Genomic DNA, 18,458 nt, shown 5'->3' on the forward strand with positions numbered 1-18,458 from the left:
ATCGGGTCTCGACCCGCTGATGCCCGGCGGCCGGCGCTGCCTGCTCCGCGTTGCAGTTGACGATTCGCCCGATCGGGATGAGGCAGGGTCACCCCCCGTCCCGGAAGGCTGTCGAGGTACCACTTCGCTGCGCGACAACCAGGCGAGGATGACGAACCGAACTGCAGCGCATTGGGGTCAGAGGCTCGTAACTGGCGGTTCGACGGCGATCAGGCCGGAGAGGGGAATCAGGTGGAATACGAGGACTTCATCAACGCGGTGGCCACGCGGGCTAAGGTGTCGACCGATCAGGCGGCGACACTCACCCGCGCGACGTTGGAGACATTGGGAGACCGGATCAGCGCCGGCAAGGCTGACGACCTCGCCTATCAGCTTCCCGAGGGGCTTGACGACCTCCTGCGCAAACCGCCACCGCTTCAGGGCAGAACCGAACACGCGAAGTCGTTCGGGTTCGAGGAGTTCGTGCGGCGGGTGGCGGACCGCCACACCGTCGACCGTTCCCTCGCCGGTGTCGGGGTCGGCGCGGTGCTCACCACGCTACGTGAGGCCGTCTCCCGTGACGACTTCGAGAACGCGATGGCCCAGCTTCCGAAGGAGTTTCGCCAGCTGGTCGAACCGGTGGGTGCCGCTGGCGGGCGGCGCCCCGGCTCGTAGCGCGCACAGCTGAGGCAGAAGCCGCGGGCACGACGCTGCCGACTGAACTGGGACGCGACGCACGGCCCGGAAGGAGAACGCGTGAACCACGCCGAGTTTCTGGAAGCGGTGGGCAAGCGGGCGGGAATCCCGGCGGCGGAGGCGGCGAACGCCATCCGAGCCACGCTCACCACACTGGGGGAAGGAATCAGTGGCGGCGAGGCCCGCCACCTGGCCACCCAGCTCCCTGAGGAGTTTCGGGGCTACCTGTACAAGGAGGTGGACTTCGCCGAGCAGCTCGATCTCGTGGAGTTCCTCAACGAGGTACAGGCGCGCGCGGGAGTGGATGACCAGCGGGCCGCCGAGAGCGCCCGCGCGGTAATGACGACCCTGCGCGAGGCGGTGACCGCCGAAGAACTTCAGACCCTGGAAGCCGAGCTGTCGAAGGACATCCGGCGGCTGCTTCATCCGGTGGGTCGCGGAGTCGGCGCCTGACCCGGGACGTTCGCACTCGGCAGCCGGCATCACGGAAGGGTCGTCGGCCTCGACTTCGATCCGGAGATCGGCTCACCCCGCGCCGACGCGCAGGCGTCGCTGCGCCGGGCTGACGAGGTGCTCGACGCCCTCGCTCCGGCCCGCTGACACCTCCGGTCGGCGCTCACCCGGCCGGGTCGGCTGCCGCGTCCGCCGCGGACCACGCCGACCAGGCGGTCACCGTCACCGCGATCACCGGCCCGGCCGGTGGTCGCTGGACGTACTGCGGGTACTTGTCGGCCAGCGCCGCGCGGGCCGCGGTCTCCTCCGCGCGGTCCTCCACCAGCCGGCCGTGCCCGTCCAGGCGGACCCACCACAGCCGCGACCAGTCCTCGTCGTACTCGTCGACGAGCAGGCAGGCATGCCCCGTCGCCCGGATGTTCTCCAGCCGGCGTAGCCGCCGGTGGCGCTTGGGCTTCTCGTCCACCGCGTGGTAGACGACGTCGTCGAGCAGGACGAAGCACACCGGCACCAGGTGGGGACGCCCATCCGCTCCGACGGTGGTCAGCCGGGCCACCCGGGCCGACCGGACCCGATGCCGGATTTCGTCGGCGGGCACAAATCCGACCGTAACAGTGGGCTGTCGCCGTCGTCAGCGCGGCGGGACGGTGAGGCTGGCCCGCCTCGTCCGCGACCAGCAGCTTGCGCTGCCCGGACGGCTGCCCGTTTTGCTGCTCTTCGGGGCCGTCCGCCACGGAAACGTGCGCCTCGGCGGGGCCGGATCGCAGCCCGCACCGGCGCACGCCATCGGCCTTTCCGGCAGTGGTTCATCCAATTATTGGTGGGGCCGCTCCCCGCGATTCAATCGAAATTGATCTGTCACCGACCTGATAGACCCGGCTGCGGATCTGCGTAAGCTGTAGATCGCTGAATCGGCCGATTCACTTTCCTGATCCCAGGCTTTCACCTCACACGTTCTCAACTTCGATGGACAGGACAAGGAGGTGGTGCTGTTGTGATTACCCAGGCGATGTGGACTCACGGACACACCATGCGGGTCGAAAATCCGGCAGCGTTGGCCAGCACGTGGCGCGCTGGATTCTTCGTCCGGGCGGTAGGAAAGCCCAATACGACCAACTGGTTCCATTTCGCGATACCGACGCCGGTCATCGTGAAGGACAAGCGACAGATGACGGATTCGGTCATGCTGCGCTTTCGCGCCGGCTCCACCGCCGCGGTGGTGACGAACGTGCACGTGTACGACGGTGAGCGCCGCATCGCCACGCACGACGGGCTCAACCTCTCACCCTCGGCGTTCGGCCTGAACAGGTTCGACGTGCCCGGAAAGCCCGATGTGCTGTGGGGAGTGGGGATCTCGGTCGGTGTCCGCTTCTCCGGCGGCAGCGACGCGCAGAACACCCTGGAGTTCACGGCCGCGGGCTGCGACTTCAAGCTGCTCGAGACAGTCCGGCTGCACGTCAAGGTCCTCACCGCGCCGACGGAGTTCACGATCGACCAGATGGTCGCCGGCATGCGGGAGTCGTACGAGCCGGCGGGTTTCCGGGTGGTTCGCGCGAGCGACGAGAACCTCAACCTACCGGCGCTCAACGTCGTCGACGTCGGCGAATGCCGGCGGGGGGCGACGACGGAAGAGCAGCGCACGCTGTTCGGCAACCGCAACAACGTCGGTGCGAACGACGTCGTCGTGTACTTCGTGCAGGCGACGAACCCGCCGTTGAACGGCTGCGCGGCGCACCCCGACGGGCGCCCGGGCGCGGTGGTGGCCAGCGGCGCGAGCCGGTGGACGCTCGGGCACGAGGTCGGGCACGTCCTGGGCCTCGGCCACGTCAACGACAACAACCGGCTCATGACGGGCAACGGCACGGACAACATCACCAACCCGCCCCCTGACCTCGCCAGCTCGGAGGTCACCACCATGCGCGGCAGCGCACTGACGATCAACCCGTGAGGCGGGAGAAGACATGGCGATTTCCCTTGACGAACTGCGCCGTCGGCTGGGCGCGGACGAGCCGGACTACCCGGCCATCGCCTCCGCCGCCGGTCCGGAGGCGGCCGAGCACCTGCGGGCCCTGGCCCGGGACGAGAACGTGATGCTGGCCAGCAAGGCCGTCTACGCCGCCAGCCTCCTCGACGACGCCGCCGCGCAGGAGGTGGTCGACGAGGCGGCCGCGAGCGACAAGCCACTTCTGCGGATCGCGTCCGCGTCCGCTCTGGTGAACCTGCCGGAGGACGCCCGCAACCGGGTGGCGGAGCGGCTCATCGACGCCGGCGACGTCGGTGTCGAGAAGCTGGTCATCCGCTCGCTCGGCCCGTCGCTCACGCCGACGCTCGAGCGATCCCTGGAGCGGCTGGCCGACACCAGTGACTCGGAAACCATCCGCGATCTGTCTCGCGGCAAGCTGAGCGACCGCTGAGCGACGACCAGGAACGCGACGAGAGGGACGGCAATGGCTTTGGAAAAGGCGATGTGGGCCCACGGTCACAGTCTGGCCGTCGAATTCCCCGACCGCATCAAGAGCGAATGGCGGGCCGGTTTCTTCGTACGGCTGATCGGCAAGCCCGGGACGACGAACTGGCTGCATTTCGGCATCCCGACCCCCGTGATCGTCAACGGCAACCGGCTCACGTTCGATTCGGTGCTCGTGCGGCTGCGATGCGAGTCGAACCAGGCCGCGGTGACCAACGTCCACGTATTCGACGGCGAGAGGAGAATCGCCGCCCACGACGGGTTGTCGCTCGCGCCGTCGGGCTGGGGAATGCATCGGTTCGGTGTCCCGAATCGGCCCGAGGTCTTCTGGGGTGCCGGGGTGACGCTCGGGGTTAGGTTCAGTGGTTCGACCGACCAGCAGAACACCATGGAGATCAGCGCTGCCGGCGTGGACTTCCTGCCCTAGCCGGCTGATCCTCGCCCGTCGGCGTAGCCGGCTCTGATACCTCCATACGCGACGGCCACCACCTGACGCGCCTTCGGCGAACGTGAAGGACCGGGCGGTGGCCGCCGCCGCGCGTGGCGCGGGGTCTGATGCGGGGAACCCAGCCCGGGGTAGCCACGTCGTAGGGGGCATGACGGGTAGCAGCGCCCACGTACTCCCTCCACCGGCCGCCACCGGCGTCCCCCGAGTCATGACTCCAGCTCGCGTCGTGGGACTGGCCCTGGTCGCCAGCCTGGCGCTGGTCACCGGCTGTACGGCGGAGCCGGTCCCCGCGCCGCCCCGTGACCGGGGAGTGCCGGCCGGCGGGTTCCGGCTCGTCGCGTTCGACTCCTGCCCGGAGGCGCTACGGCAGCTGAAGACGGCTGCCAAGGCCTACGTCGGGCCCTGGGGGTTCGGGTCGAACGGGGACCTCCGTACCTTCGGCCGCGCCGAAGCGGCTGCCGCGCCCGCCGCGGCGGGCGCGGCGGGGCGGGCGGACGCGGCGGCCAAGGGTTACTCGGGCACCAACACGCACGAGGCCGGGGTCGATGAACCGGACCTGGTCAAGACCGACGGCAGGCGGATCGTCTCCGTGAGCCACGGCAAGCTGTACGTGGTCGACCCGGCCACTCGCCGGCTGACCGGAGAGCTGGAACTGGCGCCGGGTGCCGATGAATCTGGCGGGGCCGAGGACGGCCTGCTGCTGCGCGGTGACCGGGCGCTGGTGCTGCGCCGCGACGGGTGGGCCGGGATGGGGAAACCGGCCGTCCGCGAGGGCGGCCCGCGCGACGCCCCGTTGCCGGACGGCATCGTCGGTCCCCGGCTGATCATGGTCGACCTGTCCCGCGAGCCGAAGATCATTGGCGAGTACCGGATCGACGGCGATCTGGTGGACGCCCGCCAGGTGGGCACGACTGTCCGGGTCGTGGTCCGCTCCGCGCCCCGGCTGAACTTCCCGTATCGGGAACGGGCCACCGATGCGCAGCGCACCGCGGCAAACCGCGAGATCATCGACAACGCCACCGCCGACGACTGGCTGCCCCGGTACGAGGTCACCTCCGGCGGGCGAACCAGCGCGGGACGGGTCGGCTGCGAACGGGTGAGCCGGCCGGCCGCCTACTCCGGCACGTCGCTGGTGACCGTACTCAGCTTCGACCTCGGCGCGGCCACGCTCGGCGCCGGCGACCCGGTCACCGTGATCGCCGACGGCGACACCGTCTACAGCAACGGACCCCGGCTGTACGTCGCCAACGACCAGCGCTGGCGGGTACTGCCGATGCTGACCGCGCGGAACGTCGCACCCGATCCCAGGGACGAGAGCACCGAGATCTATCAGTTCGACATCTCGGGCGCGGGTGCCCCGCGGTACGTCGCCGCCGCGTCCGTACCGGGCTGGCTCGTCAACCAGTACGCCATGTCGGAGTGGGACGGGCACTTGAGGGTGGCCACCACCAGGGGCCGTACCTGGGGCGACAAGCCGAACTCGACGTCGAGCGTCTACGTCCTGCGCGCCGACGGCACGGCGTTGACGCAGGTCGGCAAGGTCACCGGACTGGGCAAGGGGGAACGGATCTACGCGGTGCGGTTCGTCGGCGGCACCGGGTACGTCGTCACCTTCCGGCAGACCGACCCGCTCTACACCGTCGATCTGCGTGATCCGGGGGCGCCGACGGTGAGCGGCGAACTGAAGATCAACGGGTACTCGGCGTACCTGCACCCGGCCGGCGAAGGACGGCTGCTCGGTGTCGGGCAGGAGGCCTCCGACCAGGGCCGTGTCCAGGGCACCCAGCTCTCGCTCTTCGACGTCTCCGAGCCGGCCGAGCCGACCCGGATCGCCCAGCATCACGTCGAGCAGGGGCACTCCGAGGCGGAGTTCGACCCGCACGCGTTCCTATACTGGCCGCCCGAACGACTGGTCGTGGTCCCACTGACCGTCCATGACGCGGGCGCCGTGGGCGAGCCTGGTGCGGTGAACGACCAGCGGGTGGCGGGCAGCCCGGGCCTGCCGAGCAACGTGGCGCTGGCGCTGCGAGTCGGCGACGGCGGGTTCACCGAGGTCGGCACGGTCGACCACACGCTGGGCTCGGGGCGTCCCGAGGCTCTGACGCCGATCCGCCGGTCACTGGTGGTCGACGGCGTCCTCTGGACCGTTTCCGACGCCGGCCTCAAGGCGACCAGCCTCTCCACCATGAAGACCCTCGGCTGGCTGCGTACGGCGTGACCGGCAGGGTGGTGTCCGGGTCGGGCGGGACCGCGAGCGCGCGGGTGAGCGCGAGGAGGTCGCCCGGCACGGCTGGCACGGCGCGCCAGGTTTGTTCGTCACGATTCGGGTCATTCGTGAGCCCGGGCAACATCAGGTCGGGGAGACGGTGAGGTGACTGGTTGTGAGCCTCGAGCTGATCGCGTGGATCATCGGCTGGGACCTCATCCTGGAGTTCGTCCTCGCCGCCGCGGTGGTGGCCGTGGGCTGGTCGCTTCCCGATGAAGGACCAGTGCGTCGCAGGCAGGGCCAGGCACCGAGAGGCGGCTGCCGCCGGGGCGCCCTCCGCGGCCTGAGCGTGACCACAGCCATACGCCGTACGGTGGCGCGGCTGGGCCGACCGGGGGACCAGGGCACAACGGCGTTCAGCCGAGATCCAGGCCAGGCTCACGGCCCTCCCTCGGCGACCCGAGGCGCGACCTCGGGCACCATCGCCGGCATGCAGCGGCATCAGCGGGCGCTTCGGCGGCGAGCCGGCGTACCGCAGACACGACCAGGGCGCCTCGGCCCGGCGGCCCCGCTTCTGCGGAAGCCACAAGCTTGACAGAGTTTCAGACGCAGTGATGGAGGTGGCAGTGACGAACGAGGCACCCCGCACCTACGACGTGGTCGTCATCGGCGCTGGCCCGGTCGGCGAGAACGTCGCCGACCGGGCCAGCGCCGCCGGGCTCAGCACCGTGATCGTGGAGCGCGAACTGCTCGGCGGCGAGTGCTCGTACTGGGCCTGCGAGCCCAGCAAGGCGCTGCTGCGGCCGGTGCTGGCACGCGCCGACGCCCGCCGCGTCCCCGGGCTGCGCCAGGCGGTGGCCGGGCCGCTGGACGTCGAGGCGGTCCTCGCGCACCGTGACAAGATGTCCGCGTACTGGAACGACGAGAACCAGGTCGAGTGGCTGGATGCGGTTTCCGTCGACCTGATTCGCGGCCACGGCCGGCTCGACGGTCCCCGCCAGGTGGCGGTGCAGACCCCTGACGGCGACACCGTCCGGCTGAACGCACGGCACGCCGTCGCCATCTGCACCGGCACCAGCGCGGCCCTGCCCGACACACCCGGACTCGACACCGTACGTCCCTGGACCAGCCGTGAGGCCACCAGCGCCGACCACGTACCAGGCCGTCTCGCGATCGTCGGCGGCGGCGTCGTGGCCGTCGAGATGGCAACCGCCTGGCAGGCGCTCGGCGCCCAGGTGACCATGCTGGTCCGCGGCGACGCCGGGCTGCTGCCGAGGATGGAGCCGTTCGCCGGCGAGCTGGTCGCGGACGGGCTTCGGGAGGCCGGCGTTGACGTCCGGTTCGGGGCCTCGTTGACAGCCGTGGCGCGCGAGGACGGCGAGGTGCGGATGACGCTGGCCGACGGCGCAGAACTGGTCGCCGACGAGATCCTGTTCGCCACGGGCCGAGCCCCGCGGACGGCGGACCTCGGCCTGGAGACCGTCGGTCTCACCGCGGGCGACTGGCTGACCGTGGACGACACCGGCCGGGTGACCGCCGTCGCCGACGGCTGGCTCTACGCCGCCGGCGATGTCAACCACCGGGCACTGCTGACCCATCAGGGCAAGTACCAGGCGCGGATCGTCGGCGCAGCCATCGGCGCCCGCGCCAAGGGAGAGCCGGTCGACGACGCCAGGTGGGGCGCGCACGCCACGACCGCCGACGGCGCGGCCGTGCCGCAGGTCGTCTTCACCGATCCGGAGGTCGCGTCCGTCGGCCTGACCACGCGCGAGGCGGATCGGGCCGGACGCCGGGTCGATGTGGTCGACTACGACATCGCACGCGTCGCGGGCGCGCACCAGTATGGCGAGGGCTATCGCGGCCAGGCCCGCATGCTGGTGGATGTGGACCGTGGCACGGTGGCGGGAGTCACCTTCGTCGGGCCCGGCGTCGGGGAACTGCTGCACTCGGCCACCGTCACGGTCGCAGGCGAAGTGCCGGTGGAACGGCTCTGGCATGCCGTGCCCGCGTTCCCGACGATCAGTGAGGTCTGGCTGAGGCTGCTGGAGACCTACCGGGGTCGGCAGCAGGATCAGATGCTGCCCCCGGAAGCCTGAGTTGTTGCCGGCTCTGTTCGACCGCGAGCATGTGTTGGATGTCGACTTGGTGCGCCACTGTGACCAGCGCAGACGGTGAGCGAGGTCGCGGATCGGCTGGATGATGAAGGTGTTGATCAGACGGCGGACTTCGTTGACGGTCAGCTTGATCAATGTGCTGTCGGTGGGATCGTCGGCTCCGTCGGTGGCGGCGCAGACCGCCAGGACGGCGAGGGCGGCCAGGGCGAGGGTGGCGTGGCGGTGCCAGGAGTCCCAGCGGCGGACCTGGGATGTTCGAATCACCCGCCTGCCGCTGGCCGGCCGATCAGCCGCCCCACGATGTCCCGCAGTGCCCGGCGGTGACTGCCGTCGCGTCATCACCCGGCGCCAACCGGACAGCCTCCAAACGGCGCGGCCCACGAACCAGGGCCTCACTCCAACGCCACGACCATCGACCACGGCCAGCCAGGGACCATGACGGTCTGGTCCGTGCCGCTGACACGTGCGGCGGCACGGCCGGCGCGTCAGACCTGCGTGATCACGTTCTTGCCGTACGAGGTGAGGGTCCTCTCCTTGTCGTCGTGCATGAGGTAGAGGGCGAAGTTGTGCACGCCGAGCTCCTTGAGCTCCTGGAGCCGGTCGACGTGAGCCGATTCGGGGCCGACGAGGCAGAACCGGTCGACGATCTCGTCGGGCACGAAGTCGGTGGACGGATTGCCGGCGCGGCCGTGGTGTGCGTAGTCGTAGCCCTCGCGGCCCCTGATGTAGTCGGTGAGCGCCTTCGGCACGACCCCGGAGTCGCCGTAGCGGGCGACCAGGTCGGCCACGTGGTTGCCGACCATGCCGCCGAACCAGCGCAGCTGATCCCGTTGGTGCGCGAGGTCCGTGCCCACGTAGGCCGGCGCGGCCACGCACATGGTGATCGAGTCGGGATCCCGAGCCGCTGCGCTGGCCGCGTCGCGCACCGCGCCGATCGTCCAGCGGGCGATGTCGGGATCGGCCGTCTGCAGAATGAAACCGTCGGCCTGCTCGCCGACCAGCCGCAGCGCTCTCGGCCCGTAGGCGGCCATCCAGATCTCCAGCCGGCCGTTCCGCACCCACGGGATGCGCACCGGCGTGCCGTGGTGTGCGACCTCGTTGCCCTCGGCCAGCTCTTTGATCACGTGCATCGCTTCTTTCAGCGTGGCCAGGCTCGCCGGCGGCTGGCCGATGACCCGCCGGGCCGAGTCGCCGCGGCCGATACCGCACACCGTGCGGTTGCCGAACATGTCGTTGAGCGTGGCGAAGAGCGACGCGGTGACCGACCAGTCGCGGGTGCTCGGGTTGGTCACCATCGGCCCGACGACCAGGTGCTTGGTCGCGGCGAGGACCTGCGAGTAGATGACGAACGGCTCCTGCCACAGCACGCAGGAGTCGAACGTCCACCCGTAGCGGAACCCGTTGTCCTCGGCGGCGGTGAGGCCGGCGACGACGTCGCGAGCCGGCGGGTCGGTCTGCAGTACGACACCGAAGTCCACCGCTCCTCCTTCTCAAACCAGGTACTGACTGAGATCGCGCTTCAGGAACCTGCCGTGTCCGGCGGCGCCGTGGAAGGCGTTGTCGTCGACCACGACCCGACCTCGGGACAGCACGGTGGAGACCTTCCCGGTCAGCTCCATGCCCTCGTACGCGGAATAGTCCACGTTCATGTGGTGCGTGCTGGCCGATATGGTCTGCTGGGCCGTGGGGTCGTACACCGTGATGTCCGCGTCGGCGCCCGGCGCGATGACGCCCTTGCGCGGGTAGAGGCCGAACATCCGGGCGGGCGTGGTGGAGCTGATCTCCACCCAGCGCGGCAGGGTGATCTCGCCCTTCACGACGCCCTGATAGAGCAGGTCCATCCGGTGCTCGACGCCGGGCATCCCGTTAGGGATCTTGGAGAAGTCTCCCCGGCCCAGCTCCTTCTGGTCCTTGAAGCAGAAGGGGCAGTGGTCGGTGGAGACCAGCGACAGGTCGTTGGTGCGCAGGCCCCGCCACAACTCCGCCTGGTGCTCCCGGGGGCGCAGCGGGGGAGAGGCGACGTACTTCGCGCCCTCGAAGCCGGGCCTGGCCAGATCCTCGAGTGAGAGGAACAGGTACTGCGGGCAGGTCTCGGCGAACACGTTCTGCCCGGTGTCGCGGGCCTGGGTGACGGCGTCCAGGGCGTGCGCGGCGGACAGGTGCACGATGTACAGCGGCGCGCCGGTGACCTTGGCCAGCGCGATCGCCCGCGAGGTGGCCTCGCCCTCCAGCTCGGGCGGCCGGGTCAGGCCGTGCTGCACCGGGTCGGTCTGGCCGTTGGCCAGCGCCTGCGCGACGAGCTGGTCGATGGCGATGCCGTTCTCCGCGTGCATCATGATCATCGACCCGGTGTCCCGGGCCTTCTGCATCGCCCGCAGGATCTCCCCGTCGGTGGCGTAGAAGACCCCCGGATAGGCCATGAACATCTTGAACGTGTTGACGCCCGCGTCGACGCAGGCCTCCATCTCCTTCAGCGACGTGTCGTTGACGTCCGACACGATCATGTGGAACGCGTAGTCGATCGCGCAGTTGCCGTCGGCCTTGCTGTGCCACTTGTCCAGCGCGGACAGCACGGACGTGCCCTTGCCCTGTACGGCGAAGTCGACGATGGTCGTCGTGCCGCCCCAGGCTGCGGCGATCGTCCCGGTCTCGAAATTGTCCGCCGAGAACGTGCCGCCGAACGGCATCTCCATGTGGGTGTGGCCGTCGATGCCGCCCGGCACCACGTACTTCCCGGCGGCGTCGATCACGCGCTCGGCACCAGCCGCCCACTGCTCGGCCAGACCCGAGTCGGGCGCGGCGAGCGCCGCTATCCGCTCGCCCTCGACCAGCACGTCCGCCGGGTACGCCCCGGTGGCGTTGACGATCGTTCCGTTGCGGATGACGATGCTCACGGCGTCACCAGCGATTCGTACGTGTCGGGACGGCGGTCGCGGTAGAAGGCCCACAGGTCGCGGACCTCGGCCAGCCTGTCCATGTCGAGGTCGCGGACGACGACCTCCTCCTCGGTGTCCGAGGCGGCGTCGCCGACCAACTGACCCCGCGGGTCGACGAAGTAGGACTGGCCGTAGAAGTCGTTGTCGCCCAGCGGCTCCACACCAACCCGGTTGATGGTGCCGACGTAGTACTCGTTCGCCACCGCCGCCGCCGGCTGCTCCAGCCGCCACAGGTACTCCGACAGGCCGCGGCTGGTCGCCGACGGGTTGAAAACGATCTTCGCACCGGCCAGGCCGAGCGCCCGCCAGCCCTCGGGGAAGTGCCGCTCGTAACAGATGTAGACGCCGATGCGCCCCACGGCGGTGTCGAACACCGGATAGCCGAGGTTTCCCGGCCGGAAGTAGAACTTCTCCCAGAACCCCTTCACCTGCGGAATGTGGTTCTTCCGGTGCTTGCCGAGGTAGGTGCCGTCGGCGTCGATCACCGCGGCGGTGTTGTAGTAGACCCCGGGCTGCTCCTGCTCGTACATCGGCACGATCAGCACCACGCCGTGCTGCTCGGCGACCTCGCGCATCAGCGCGGTCGTCGGCCCGTCCGGGATGGCCTCCGTGTACGAGTAGTAGTCCGCGTCCTGGATCTGGCAGAAGTACGGGCCGTAGAACAACTCCTGCAGGCAGACCACCTGTGCGCCCTGCGAGGCGGCGGTGCGGATGGCCTCGACCGCTCCTGCGATCATCGACTCCTTGTCGCCGGTCCACTTCTGCTGCACCAGCCCGGCTCGGATGATGTTGCTCATTTCTCCCCCTTCGCGTGCGCGGTGCGCGGCATCGACAGCGCCAGGTAGACGAGGAACCCGGCGATCAGGCCGACCACCCAGCTGTAGTCGTAGAGCGGCTTGAGAAACGGGATGAGCCCGTCGGACGGGAACGGCCCCTTACCGGGTGCGGAGTAGGCGCCACCCACCGCGAGGACCGCGCCGACGACGGTGGCGACGATGGCGGCCCGGTTCCACCCGCCGGAGAACCAGTACCTGCCCTCGGGGCGGTAGAGGGCCGGCAGGTGGAGGCTGGTGCGGTAGCGGATCCAGTACCCGGCGATGAGTACGCCGGCGACCGCGCCGAGCAGGCCGCCGTAGAACCCGAGCCAGACGAAGATGTAGATGTTGGGGTCCTGCACCAGGCGCCACGGCTGGATCAGGATGCCGAGCACGCCGGTGATCAGGCCCCCGGTCCGGAAGCTCACCAGTCGGGGCGCGGCGTTGGAGAAGTCGTACGCCGGGCTGACGGTGTTCGCCGCGACGTTCACCGACAGCGTGGCGACCACGACGGTGAACAGGCCGAGCGCCACGACCACCGGGTTCTCGAACTTGGCCGCGAGCTGGATGGGGTCCCAGATCGCCTCACCGTAGATGACGGCCGTGCCCGAGGTGATCATGATCGACAGGATGGCGAAGAACGACATCGTGGTCGGCAGGCCGAGGACCTGGCCGTACGCCTGCTGCCGCTGACTGCCGCCGAACCGGGTGAAGTCGGGGATGTTCAGCGACAACGTCGCCCAGAAGGCGATCATCCCCATCAGTGACGGCGCGAACAGCTTCCAGAAGTCGGCGCCCCACCCCAGCTTCGACGGCTCGGACAGGATCGGGCCGAGCCCGCCCGCCTCGACCAGCACCCAGATCAGCAGGGCGACGGCGACCACGATGACGAACGGGGCGGCCCAGTTCTCGAAGCGCCGCAGGGTGTCCATGCCCCGCCAGATGATCGCCATCTCGATCGCCCAGAACAGGAGGAACGAGGCCCACAGCGTCCACGGGTAGTCCATCACCGTCGCCGCGTCGACCCACCAGGAGCCCAGCAGCTTGCCGGCGATCGCGTAGATCGCCTCGCCGCCGATCCAGGTCTGGATGCCGAACCAGCCGCACGCGATGAAGGCGCGGAGCAGGGCCGGGACGTTCGCGCCGCGGACGCCGTAGAACGCGCGGGCGAAGACCGGGAAGGGGATCCCGTACTTCGTGCCCGCGTGGCTGTTCAACAGCATCGGGATCAGGACGAGCAGATTGCCCAGCGTGATCGTGAGGAACGCCTGCACCCAGTTCATGCCGAGCTGGATGAGCCCGGCGGCGAGCAGATAGGTGGGGATGTTGTGCGCCATGCCGATCCACAGCGCCGCGAAGTTGTACGTGTTCCAGGTGCGCTTCTCGATGGGAACCGGGGCGAGTTCCTCGTTGAAGTAGCGGCTGTCGGCGATCGTCGAGAAGTCACGCAACTCGACTCGGCCGTCCGGATGGGTGATCTGTGTGCCCGGCTCGGCCGCGGTGGTTTCGGCGGGGGGCAGGGGTTCAACGGCCATCGGTCACCTCCCTGTCACGCTGCCGCAACAGTGGCCGTCGAACCGGCGCGTGCTGCGGGTGGGGGCGGATCAGCACGATCTTTACCGGAATGGTGGGTGTCCCGGACCCGTCACGGGCAGCGGCAAAGTGTCCACGCTTGCCATGATCAGGGCACACTCTGTCCACGGGCACGTCCGCGCGGAGCTGTCAATCGCCGCGGTGGATGGATTCGGGCCTCCTGCCGGACCCTTGACCTGTCAGGCGTCGTCGAGTTCGTGCACCAGCAGCGCCACGTACAACGACAACATCGACTCCGGGTCCTCCAGCGACACCCCGAGCACCTGCGCGATCCGCGACAGCTGCTGGTAGTAGGCCGTACGCGACAGGTGCGCCACGGCGGCCGCCGCCGACTTGTTCCCGCCCTGCTCGCAGAAGCAGCGCAGCAGCTCCACCAGCCGGCTGCCCTGGCTGTCGTCGCGCGCCAACAGGGGTCCGAGCTCCCGGTGCGCGAAGGCCCGGACGCGCTCGTCCTCGCGCAGCAGGTGCAGCAGGCCACGCAGTCGCACGTCATCCAAACGGTGGTAGAGCTGGGTGCCGGGGGAGCGCAGCGCGGCACCGGCGACGTGCGCGGCCTCTCCCAGACTGCGCCGCACGTCCGACACCTGCGACACCGTCGTCCCTACGGCCACCACCACGGCACTGGCCGCCGAGCGGTGCACCTCTCTGGCCAGGCGCCGCAGGACCGCGTCGACCGCCGCCTGCGCGGGCAACGACAACAATGCGCGCACGCTGGTGTCGTCCACGACGCCCACCAACGCCGGCACACTCACCCGCCGCGCGGCCAACGCGGTGGCCTCCGCGAGGTCCCGCAACACCTCCTGCGTGGCCAGTGCGGGGGCGCGCGGCGTGATGCTCCCCGGCCGGATCGCCACCCCGACCAGTTTCCGCCGCTCCAGCGCGACGCCCAACGCGGCGGCGCGGGTGGTCAGATCAGGAGGAGGCAGGGCCTGGCCGAGCAGTTGCGCGAGCAACATCCGGTGCGTCTGCCGCTCCAGGCTCTCCCGATCCCGTGCCACGAGCCGGTGCACCGCCAGTGCCGACGCGGCCCGCTCCGCGACCACCACGTGACGGTGCGGGGGAGGGGCGGGCGAGAGCAGCACCAGCCGTCCCCAGTCGGCGCCCTGCGCGCCGACCGCGGTGATCAGCCAGCCGGCTTCCTCGTCGTAGGCGGTCCGTTGGGACACCGCCACGGACCGGGATCGCCGCCCCCAGTCGGTCAGCAGCTCGATCGGGTCCTGCCCGGCCGCGTCGTACGCGAGCACGTCGTGCCCGAGCGTCTCCAGGACGACCGGCAGCCCGGAGATTCTCGCGACCTCGCGCAACACCTCGGCCGGCTCCGCCCCGGCGACCGTGAGCGCGGTGAACGTCTCGTGCACCTGCTCAGCCGCCCGCAGCTCGGCGAGCTGCGCGTCCACGATCAACGCCACGACCGCCTCCGTGACGGAGACGAACTGGGTCTCCCGCGCCAGGGTGATCAGCGGAAGCCCGTGTCGTTCCGCGGCCGCCACCAGCGCGTCCGGCACGTGGTCGCTCCAGCGCCGGACCAACTCCACCACGAGCCCCGCCGCGCCGACCGCGGCCAGGTCGTCCACGTACGCCGTCAGGGCCGTTTCCTCGTCCGGCAGCGCGATGCCGGTGGTCAGCACGAGCTCGCCGCCGCGCAGCAGATGAGCGATGTCGGCGACCTCCGCCGCGTGGACCCAGCGGACGGGTCGCTGCATGCCGGCGGACCCCGCGACGACGCGGGGCCGACCGCGCCGGATCACGGGCAGCGCCACCGCTTCTGCGACCGTGGGGTACATGCCGCCTCCCCTGCGACGGTTGCACACAACGTAGCGCCATCGATACCGACCCGTACAGGTTGTCGGTGGCGGCGGACACCGAAGTCTCGGGACACTCGGCTGAGGTACGAGATACGGAGGACGCGATGGCGCATCGGGAGCTGCTGCATCGACACCGGTCCGTGCTGCCGAAGTGGCTGGCCCTCTACTACGAGGAGCCGATCGAGATCGCCAGCGCGCGCGGTCGCCGGGTGACCGATCGCGAGGGCCGCACCTACCTCGACTTCTTCGGCGGCATTCTCACCAACTCGGTCGGCTACGACGTGGCCGAGATCAGCGACGCGGTCCGCGCGCAGATCGACACCGGCGTGCTGCACTCCTCGACGCTGTACCTGATCGAGTCGCAGGTCGCGCTCGCCGAGAGGATCGCGCAGCTGTCCGGGATCCCGGACGCGAAGGTGTTCTTCACGAACTCGGGCACCGAGGCCAACGAGACCGCGTTGATGCTCGCCACGCAGTACCGGCGCAGCGGGCAGGTGCTCGCGCTGCGCAACTCGTACCACGGGCGCGCGTTCGCCACCGTCGCGATCACCGGCATCCGCGGCTGGTCGGCCAGTGAGCTCAGCCCGGTCAGGGTGAGCTGGGTGCACGGTGGCTACCGGTACCGCAGCCCCTTCAAGGACCTGTCGGACGCTGATTACGTCAAGGCGTGCGTCGCCGACCTGCGCGAGGTGATCGAGACCGCGACCGCCGGCGACGTGGCGTGCATGATCGTCGAGCCGATCCAGGGCGTGGGCGGCTTCGCCTCCCCGCCCGACGGCCTGTTCCGCGAGTTCAAGAAGGTGCTCGACGAGTACGGCATCCTGCTCGTCTCCGACGAGGTCCAGACCGGTTGGGGCCGCACCGGCGAGCACTTCTGGGGCATCCAGGCGCACGACGTCGTGCCGGACGCGATGACCTTCGCCAAAGGACTCGGCAACGGCCTGGCGATCGGCGGTGTCGTCGCGCGCGCGGAACTCATGGACTGCCTGCAGGCCAACTCGATCTCCACCTTCGGTGGCAACCCGATCTCCACCGCGGGGGCCCTCGCCACCCTCGACTACCTCCTCGACCACGACCTGCAGGCGAACGCCGCGAAGCTGGGAAACCGCCTGATCCACGGCCTTCGCTCGGTCGCCGCGACGCATCCGGTGGTCGGCGACGTACGCGGCAAGGGCCTGATGCTCGCCCTCGAACTCGTCGGCCCGGCCGGCGAACCCCACCCCGCGGCCGCGACCGCCCTGTTGGAGGAGACGCGCAGTCGCGGACTGCTGGTCGGCAAGGGCGGCCTGCACGGCAACGTGATCCGGCTGGCGCCGCCGATGACGCTCACCGAGGACGAGGCCGACGAGGCGCTGGGCATCCTCGCCGAGGCGGTCGAGACGGTGTCGACATGAGGATCACGCACCGGATCGGCGGCAAGGCATGGACCGGCACCGCCCAGCGCACGGGCGACGTGTACGACCCCGCGACGGGTCAGGTCGGCGGGCAGGTCGACTTCGCCAGCGCCTCGGACGTCGACGAGGCGGTCCGCGCCGCCGGCGAAGCCTTCTCCCGGTGGCGCAACGCCTCCCTCGCCCAACGGGCGAACGTGATGTTCTCGTTCCGCGAACTGCTCAACGCCCGGAAGTCCGACCTCGCCGAGATCATCACCGCCGAGCACGGCAAGGTGCTCTCCGACGCGGCGGGGGAAATACAGCGTGCGCTGGAGGCGGTGGAGTTCGCCTGCGGCATCCCGCAGTTGCTCAAGGGCGGGTTCAGCGAGAACGCCTCGACCCAGGTGGACGTGTACTCGATCCAGCAGCCGCTCGGCGTGGTCGGGGTGATCTCCCCGTTCAACTTCCCGGCGATGGTGCCGCTGTGGTTCGTGCCCAACGCCATCGCCTGCGGCAACACCGTGGTGCTGAAGCCGAGCGAGAAGGACCCCTCCGCAGCGAATTTCCTGGCGGAGCTCTTCGCCGAGGCCGGGCTGCCGGACGGCGTGTTCAACGTCGTGCACGGCGACAAGGAGGCGGTCGACCGGATCCTCGAGCATCCGGAGATCAAGGCGGTCTCGTTCGTCGGGTCGACGCCGATCGCCCGGTACGTCTACGAGACCGGAACGCGTAACGGCAAGCGGGTGCAGGCGCTCGGCGGCGCGAAGAACCACATGGTCGTGCTGCCCGACGCCGACCTCGACCTCGCCGCGGACGCCGCCGTCTCGGCCGGTTTCGGCTCGGCCGGTGAGCGCTGCATGGCGATCTCCGTCGTCGTGGCGGTGGATCCGGTCGGCGATGAGCTGGTCGGCAAGATCAGCGAGCGGATCGCCGGGGTGCGTGTCGGCGACGGTCGCCGCCCGGGCTGCGAGATGGGACCGTTGGTCACCGGGGCGCACCGTGACCGGGTGCGGTCATATCTGGACGCCGGCCGGTCCGCGGGCGCGAAGCTGGTGGTCGACGGACGGGGTCATCCGATCGACGGTGACGACGCCGGCTTCTGGCTGGGGCCGACCCTCTTCGACCACGTCGACGTGGACATGTCCATCTACACCGACGAGATCTTCGGTCCGGTGCTCTCGGTGGTACGGGTCCCCAGCTACGACGCGGCGGTCGAGGTGGTGAACGCCAACCCGTACGGCAACGGCACCGCCATCTTCACCAACGACGGCGGCGCCGCGCGGCGGTACCAGAACGAGATCGAGGTCGGCATGGTCGGCGTCAACGTGGCGATCCCGGTTCCGGTCTCGTACTACTCGTTCGGGGGTTGGAAGGACTCCCTGTTCGGTGACTCGCACGCGTACGGGCCGCACGGCGTGCACTTCTTCACCAGGGCCAAGGTGGTCACCAGCCGGTGGCTCGATCCGTCCCACGGCGGCGTGAACCTCGGCTTCCCACAGAACAGCTGAGCGGGCTCGTCGGCGGACCGGGGCCGCTGGGCCGATCCACGCCCGGGCAGCCTGCCGGTGGGCCA

General features: G+C 69.9%; 15 protein-coding genes and 1 pseudogene. 9 read left to right on the plus strand and 7 right to left on the minus strand.

Annotated elements, in window-relative coordinates; genetic code table 11:
• The first annotated feature begins 231 nt into the window (after window positions 1-231).
• Window positions 232-654 (plus strand): DUF2267 domain-containing protein, encoded by a 423-nt coding sequence (locus AC5L3Z_RS20495; protein ID WP_494844248.1) that lies wholly within the window; start codon window positions 232-234, stop codon window positions 652-654.
• 81 nt (window positions 655-735) lie between these two features.
• Window positions 736-1,128, plus strand: coding sequence for a DUF2267 domain-containing protein (locus tag AC5L3Z_RS20500; RefSeq protein ID WP_494844250.1), 393 nt, complete (start codon window positions 736-738; stop codon window positions 1,126-1,128).
• 163 nt (window positions 1,129-1,291) lie between these two features.
• Here AC5L3Z_RS20500 and AC5L3Z_RS20505 read toward each other — a convergent pair whose 3' ends face one another.
• A complete protein-coding gene (locus AC5L3Z_RS20505) occupies window positions 1,292-1,726 on the minus strand; it encodes a TIGR03668 family PPOX class F420-dependent oxidoreductase (protein WP_494844251.1) in 435 nt (144 codons plus the stop codon).
• A gap of 396 nt (window positions 1,727-2,122) precedes the next feature.
• Here AC5L3Z_RS20505 and AC5L3Z_RS20510 point away from each other — a divergent pair, with 396 nt between their 5' ends.
• The 5 genes from AC5L3Z_RS20510 (at window position 2,123) to AC5L3Z_RS20530 (ending at window position 8,345) form a co-directional block, all read left to right on the plus strand.
• The gene (locus AC5L3Z_RS20510; RefSeq protein ID WP_494844253.1) at window positions 2,123-3,076 is read left to right on the plus strand and encodes a DUF6623 family protein; all 954 of its coding nucleotides are present in this window, start codon (window positions 2,123-2,125) and stop codon (window positions 3,074-3,076) included.
• Window positions 3,077-3,089: 13 nt separating this feature from the next.
• Window positions 3,090-3,542: a hypothetical protein gene (locus AC5L3Z_RS20515; protein ID WP_494844255.1), complete on the plus strand. Its 453-nt coding sequence runs from the start codon at window positions 3,090-3,092 to the stop codon at window positions 3,540-3,542.
• A gap of 33 nt (window positions 3,543-3,575) precedes the next feature.
• Window positions 3,576-4,022, plus strand: coding sequence for a DUF6623 family protein (locus AC5L3Z_RS20520; protein WP_494844256.1), 447 nt, complete (start codon window positions 3,576-3,578; stop codon window positions 4,020-4,022).
• Between the two features lie 229 nt (window positions 4,023-4,251).
• A complete protein-coding gene (locus AC5L3Z_RS20525) occupies window positions 4,252-6,261 on the plus strand; it encodes a beta-propeller domain-containing protein (RefSeq protein WP_494844258.1) in 2,010 nt (669 codons plus the stop codon).
• Window positions 6,262-6,875: 614 nt separating this feature from the next.
• Window positions 6,876-8,345 carry a dihydrolipoyl dehydrogenase family protein gene (locus AC5L3Z_RS20530; protein WP_494844260.1) on the plus strand — a complete coding sequence of 490 codons (1,470 nt, stop codon included), beginning with the start codon at window positions 6,876-6,878 and terminating at the stop codon, window positions 8,343-8,345.
• A 268-nt stretch (window positions 8,346-8,613) separates the two neighbouring features.
• Here AC5L3Z_RS20530 and AC5L3Z_RS20535 read toward each other — a convergent pair.
• The 6 genes and pseudogenes from AC5L3Z_RS20535 to AC5L3Z_RS20560 form a co-directional block, all read right to left on the minus strand.
• A pseudogene (locus AC5L3Z_RS20535) lies at window positions 8,614-8,818 on the minus strand (NF041680 family putative transposase); the annotation flags it as partial.
• Window positions 8,819-8,848: 30 nt separating this feature from the next.
• Entirely contained in the window at window positions 8,849-9,841 is a 993-nt protein-coding gene (locus AC5L3Z_RS20540) for a TIGR03842 family LLM class F420-dependent oxidoreductase (protein ID WP_494844262.1), read from the minus strand.
• Between the two features lie 12 nt (window positions 9,842-9,853).
• Window positions 9,854-11,257, minus strand: coding sequence for a dihydropyrimidinase (gene hydA, locus AC5L3Z_RS20545; protein ID WP_494844264.1), 1,404 nt, complete (start codon window positions 11,255-11,257; stop codon window positions 9,854-9,856).
• Window positions 11,254-12,096, minus strand: a complete 843-nt coding sequence (locus tag AC5L3Z_RS20550; RefSeq protein ID WP_494844266.1) for a nitrilase-related carbon-nitrogen hydrolase — start codon at window positions 12,094-12,096, stop codon at window positions 11,254-11,256. Before AC5L3Z_RS20550 ends, hydA begins: the two co-directional genes overlap by 4 nt.
• Window positions 12,093-13,649: an NCS1 family nucleobase:cation symporter-1 gene (locus tag AC5L3Z_RS20555; protein WP_494844268.1), complete on the minus strand. Its 1,557-nt coding sequence runs from the start codon at window positions 13,647-13,649 to the stop codon at window positions 12,093-12,095. Before AC5L3Z_RS20555 ends, AC5L3Z_RS20550 begins: the two co-directional genes overlap by 4 nt.
• 237 nt (window positions 13,650-13,886) lie before the next feature.
• Window positions 13,887-15,491 carry a PucR family transcriptional regulator gene (locus AC5L3Z_RS20560; protein WP_334616655.1) on the minus strand — a complete coding sequence of 535 codons (1,605 nt, stop codon included), beginning with the start codon at window positions 15,489-15,491 and terminating at the stop codon, window positions 13,887-13,889.
• 125 nt (window positions 15,492-15,616) lie between these two features.
• On the opposite strand from AC5L3Z_RS20560, the gene AC5L3Z_RS20565 reads away from it, so the two are divergent.
• Entirely contained in the window at window positions 15,617-16,906 is a 1,290-nt protein-coding gene (locus tag AC5L3Z_RS20565) for an aspartate aminotransferase family protein (RefSeq protein WP_494844270.1), read from the plus strand.
• Complete coding sequence (locus AC5L3Z_RS20570; RefSeq protein ID WP_494844272.1) at window positions 16,903-18,393, plus strand: CoA-acylating methylmalonate-semialdehyde dehydrogenase; 1,491 nt, start codon at window positions 16,903-16,905, stop codon at window positions 18,391-18,393. The genes AC5L3Z_RS20565 and AC5L3Z_RS20570 overlap by 4 nt, the downstream gene beginning before the upstream one ends.
• Window positions 18,394-18,458 lie beyond the last annotated feature (65 nt).

Source organism: Micromonospora sp. LZ37 (assembly GCF_059359015.1).

Coding starts and splice junctions, on each gene's coding strand:
- AC5L3Z_RS20515 (WP_494844255.1), top strand. CDS start 3,090: ATGGCGATTTCCCTTGACGAACTGCGCCGTCGGCTGGGCGCGGACGAG.
- AC5L3Z_RS20520 (WP_494844256.1), top strand. CDS start 3,576: ATGGCTTTGGAAAAGGCGATGTGGGCCCACGGTCACAGTCTGGCCGTC.
- AC5L3Z_RS20525 (WP_494844258.1), top strand. CDS start 4,252: ATGACTCCAGCTCGCGTCGTGGGACTGGCCCTGGTCGCCAGCCTGGCG.
- AC5L3Z_RS20550 (WP_494844266.1), bottom strand. CDS start 12,096: ATGAGCAACATCATCCGAGCCGGGCTGGTGCAGCAGAAGTGGACCGGC.
- AC5L3Z_RS20555 (WP_494844268.1), bottom strand. CDS start 13,649: ATGGCCGTTGAACCCCTGCCCCCCGCCGAAACCACCGCGGCCGAGCCG.
- AC5L3Z_RS20560 (WP_334616655.1), bottom strand. CDS start 15,491: ATGTACCCCACGGTCGCAGAAGCGGTGGCGCTGCCCGTGATCCGGCGC.
- AC5L3Z_RS20565 (WP_494844270.1), top strand. CDS start 15,617: ATGGCGCATCGGGAGCTGCTGCATCGACACCGGTCCGTGCTGCCGAAG.
- AC5L3Z_RS20570 (WP_494844272.1), top strand. CDS start 16,903: ATGAGGATCACGCACCGGATCGGCGGCAAGGCATGGACCGGCACCGCC.